This is a genomic window from Psychrobacter sp. PG1 (assembly GCF_014897815.1).
Lineage (GTDB): Bacteria > Pseudomonadota > Gammaproteobacteria > Pseudomonadales > Moraxellaceae > Psychrobacter.
Genome location: NZ_JABUZG010000004.1, coordinates 1 through 4,097 on the forward strand (window position 1 = coordinate 1; position 4,097 = coordinate 4,097).

General features: G+C 40.9%; 4 protein-coding genes. All 4 read left to right on the forward strand.

What is annotated here, in order from left to right; all coding sequences use genetic code 11:
• The first annotated feature begins 62 nt into the window (after positions 1-62).
• The 4 genes from INT03_RS00045 to INT03_RS00060 all read left to right on the forward strand — a co-directional run bounded on the left by INT03_RS00045 (position 63) and on the right by INT03_RS00060 (position 3,945).
• A complete protein-coding gene (locus INT03_RS00045; protein ID WP_144298162.1) occupies positions 63-251 on the forward strand; it encodes a hypothetical protein in 189 nt (62 codons plus the stop codon).
• A 379-nt stretch (positions 252-630) separates the two neighbouring features.
• A complete protein-coding gene (locus tag INT03_RS00050) occupies positions 631-882 on the forward strand; it encodes a hypothetical protein (RefSeq protein WP_193007078.1) in 252 nt (83 codons plus the stop codon).
• A gap of 529 nt (positions 883-1,411) precedes the next feature.
• On the forward strand, positions 1,412-3,142 hold the full coding sequence (locus INT03_RS00055; RefSeq protein ID WP_193007079.1) for a MobA/MobL family protein: 1,731 nt from the start codon (positions 1,412-1,414) through the stop codon (positions 3,140-3,142).
• 2 nt (positions 3,143-3,144) lie between these two features.
• Positions 3,145-3,945, forward strand: a complete 801-nt coding sequence (locus INT03_RS00060; protein WP_193007080.1) for a hypothetical protein — start codon at positions 3,145-3,147, stop codon at positions 3,943-3,945.
• The last annotated feature ends 152 nt before the right edge of the window (positions 3,946-4,097 follow it).

The window sequence follows — 4,097 nt, forward strand, 5'->3', positions numbered from 1 at the left end:
AATAATAATATGCGTTTGCTGATAGTGAAAACTTACAAGTTAAATCTATCTCTAGTCAAGAGATGGAAGCAACTGAAGGAGCATGGTTCCCAGTTGCGCTAAATTTGGCAGGTCGTGTTGTAACCAGTCAAGTAGCTAAACACCATATGTCCAATGCTGGATTGGTTTATGGTACATACCAAACTGGCAAGGCATGGAGTGGTAAGAGTAGCAACCAACGACGTAATGGTGGTGCTGGAGGCAGATGGTAGTAAGTACAAAAGATAAGAAGCCACACTTTAAGTATAATCGACTTTAACTGATTGGTATTTCAAATCTTTGAAATACCAATTAACAGAATTTGTGATGCTATGTTTACAAGAGAATGCCCTGGCTGTCATGGTAAAGTAATAAGACCTTTAGATTTTAAAAAATCTAAGACTTATCAGTGTCCAGAATGTTTACATTATGTGGATTCCAACGTTTTTTTATCCGGACTTTTATCCATTGGCTTAGCTTTATATGTTGGTTACCTATACAGTTTAGATATGTTTTATGGTGGGTTAGGCATGTTTCTAGTATTGTTCTTACGTTGGCTATTTTTAGACAAAATTGATGCAGTATTACTACCTCTTCATATAAAAGAATCTCATGATAGATGAAATCGGTGCGATGATTGTTGGTTTTATATCAGGAAATAGTGCTAACAGAAGTAAAAAAATAAAGCTATGGGCAAGTATAACTATAGGTCTGCTATTTTTTCTGATGAATTTCCTGTTGGATTTATTTAGACGTAATCCAATAACTCTTGACGGTGTTCTAGTGTTAATTGGCTTATCTCTAGGGATAAGTATAGTGGTTTACATTCTTTTAGCGATATCTAGCAAGGAAAATACAGGTTAAAAATTATGTTTGAAATATTAGTCGTACATTTTTTTCTAGGTATAATTGTACTGGCGTATCTCGCCCATATTCCTTACCGAAATCTTCCTTTATATATACTATGGGCGGTTGATATCGTCTTACTTAGTTCGTCTTCAGGGTATATTATTAACTTGTTCAGTACCTCTGAGTTAATTATTTTTATATTATCTGCAATAAGTACTTTTATCTTTTTTGTATTCTTATTTAAAAAGTTTCCTAGTAAGACTATTTAGCCACCTAAATCACATTTTATCCAGTTTGCTTCTGTCTGATCCGTAATGTCAGTATTAAATTTGATAAGCCTTATCTGTCAATCTAATCTATTATGATATAGTTAATTGACGGATGGTTGCGTCCCACTGACTAAGTGCGAGTTTTCGACTTTACAAATGTTTATTCCCTACGGTAATACATTTATAAAATCAAAACATCGGCAGGGGTAAACCCCCACACCCCCAGCACTACGAAAAGACGTAGTGCTAAAAACCAAAAAACTGAGCTTGTAGAAATGGCTATTTTCATCGCATCGACTAAATCAATATCACGAGGCAAGGGACAAAGTGCCGTTGCCAGTGCGAGCTATCGCGCAGGGGTTGAGCTTGAAGATAAGCGCTATGGCAAAACTCATGATTACTCAAAAAAGCATGGCGTGATGAGTGCGGATATTATTTTGCCGACAGCATTGGCTGCTACGGGCGCTGATATTGATCGTAGTGATTTATGGAACAAAGCGGAGTTTGCCGAGAAGCGCAAAGATGCGCGAGTGGCTAGAGAATGGCTAGTCAATCTACCTTATGAATTAAGCGCAGAAGACCGAAAAGAGTTAGCGCATAGCTTCGCCCAAACCCTAGCCGACCGTTACGGCACCATTGCCGATTGCGCCATTCATGAGCCTACTCAAAAAGAGATTGATCGCGGTGCAGATCCGCGCAACTATCACGCCCATATCATGTTTACCACGCGCACCGCAGAGCTTGACGAAAATAATGAAATCATACTAACCGACAAAGCGACTATTGAGCTATCAGACAAAAAGCGGCGTTCACTTAGCATGGAACGCGTGAGCCATGAGATTACAGACGTTCGCCAAATATGGGAGCAGATTGCCAACGAAAAACTGGCTGAGCATGACCATAAACTGATTGATAGTCGCAGCTATGCCGCGCAAGGGATTGATATTGAGCCACAGCTCAAAATGGGGTCAGTCGCTACCAAGCTAGAACGTGACAAATACGAGCGAGAGCTAAGAAAAGCAGAGAAAGCCAAAGAAGAAGGCAAGCACTACGAGATTGATAAAACGCCAGCAACACAGCTCGGCACCATCAACGAAATAATCCACGAGCGTAACGAGCTGGTGTGGGACGTAGCACTTGCCAAAAATCAGACAGTAAATGATGCCGCTGAACAAATTATCTTTAATGGTCATAAAATCAAAGATATTGAGCACACCACACCGCCACCAATACAGGCGATCAGTAGCGATTCGCCCACGCCAAGCATGGCAACCGCAGCAGATGAACCTATTAAAAATCCTGAACCGCCATCTGCGCCAAAGCCTAAAGCCCCCACGTTAGATGCGGTGGCACAAGCGATGGCAATGGCAAAAGGTATTAAGACTAAACGCGAGAATGAGCAAAAACAAAAAGAGGTAGCATTGGAGCAGCAGCGACAGCGCGAGCTTGCCGAACAACAAAAACGTGAACAAGCCGAACGTGAACAAGCCGAACGTGAGCGCGTTGAACAGGCACGAGCCGACAGAGCAAGGCAGCTTGCGCTTGAAAACAAGCAATTCCTTGCCGACAAAAAATCACTGTATGCAGCTGTAATGGCACAATTAGAACAGTATACGCAGAAAGGAATTGATCCAAACAGCAAGACCGGCAAACTTATTTTAGCGATTTCAGTCGCTAATGAAGTCATGCACAGCCTCGATAAATACACAGATAACCCAAACACCACACAAAGACAGCGCGAGCTTGCGTCAAATGAGCGTGGCGCGTTGACGGACTTAGTTAACGACAAATCACAGCAAGCATTGAATGAGATTAAAAATATACACTATACCAGTGAGCGTAAAACGCACACAGCAGCCCTACAAGGTGCTTTAAGTGCATTTACAGACAATCACAGTCAAACTATCGAACAGACGCAACAGATAGCCATTGAGAGCGTAAAAAAAGACATTGCAGACTACAGTAATGAGATTAACCGCAGCCACAGCTATGGATTAGGAAGATAAAAATGTCAGAGACACCCAACCTTGAAGACCTACTTACCGCCATTGCCACATTGACAGAACATAATACCGCCTTGTTAGAAAAAATAGAGGCAACAGATCAAGCCACCAAAGACAGAGACGAAGCAACCGCCAAGCTGGTAAACAATCTAACAGCTCAGCTCAAGGATTATCAAGAACGAGAGAATGTCATCAAATCAGCGATTGCTATTGGTGCGGCTAAAGAGGTTAGCAAAGAAGTGTCTGCGGTACTGAATCACTATCATAACCAGTTAACACAAGGCGTGGCTGGTCATGTTGCTAAGGCCAATCATCACTTAGTACAAACTGTAAACCTAGCCACCACCAGTATTAATGATTTATCCATATTGTCTACAAGAATGAATAAAACGTTTGATGCTAACTTTAAGAGTTTGAGCTTCTTTGCGACTGAGTTTCAAGATCAAAATCGGCAGTTAGCTAATGATGCCAAAAACACATTAACCAACGTTAGAAAGGAAGCTCAAGAAGGCGCTAAACAATATACCAAAGCGTTATCAGAGGAGTTTGCTAGATCGCTAAGCTGGAAGGCTTCTGCTCTCGTAGGGGGTATCTGTGCTTGCATATTTGCCCTTACGTTATTGTCTGTTTTACTACTTGTACCTAGCAAAACAGAAATAGCTCAACGTAAGGCTGATTATCAGCGTTTAGAGAAGGCTGTTGTTGTTAATAATGTCGTCAAAGGTCAAGATGGTTACTATGCGAGAGTTAAGCCAAAATCTTGTTTTATAGGTACAGATAGATACCAATACTGCAAATTTAGATAGATCAAAGCGCTTATCTTCTTAGTTAATAAAAAAAAGAAAAAATGCTTTTAATGCTTTTAATGCTTTTAATAGCTTTTAAGTCCGCTACAGCCCTTGTTAATAAAGGCACTCACGACCCATAGAACGTAGTTTACTTACCCATAGAACGTAGT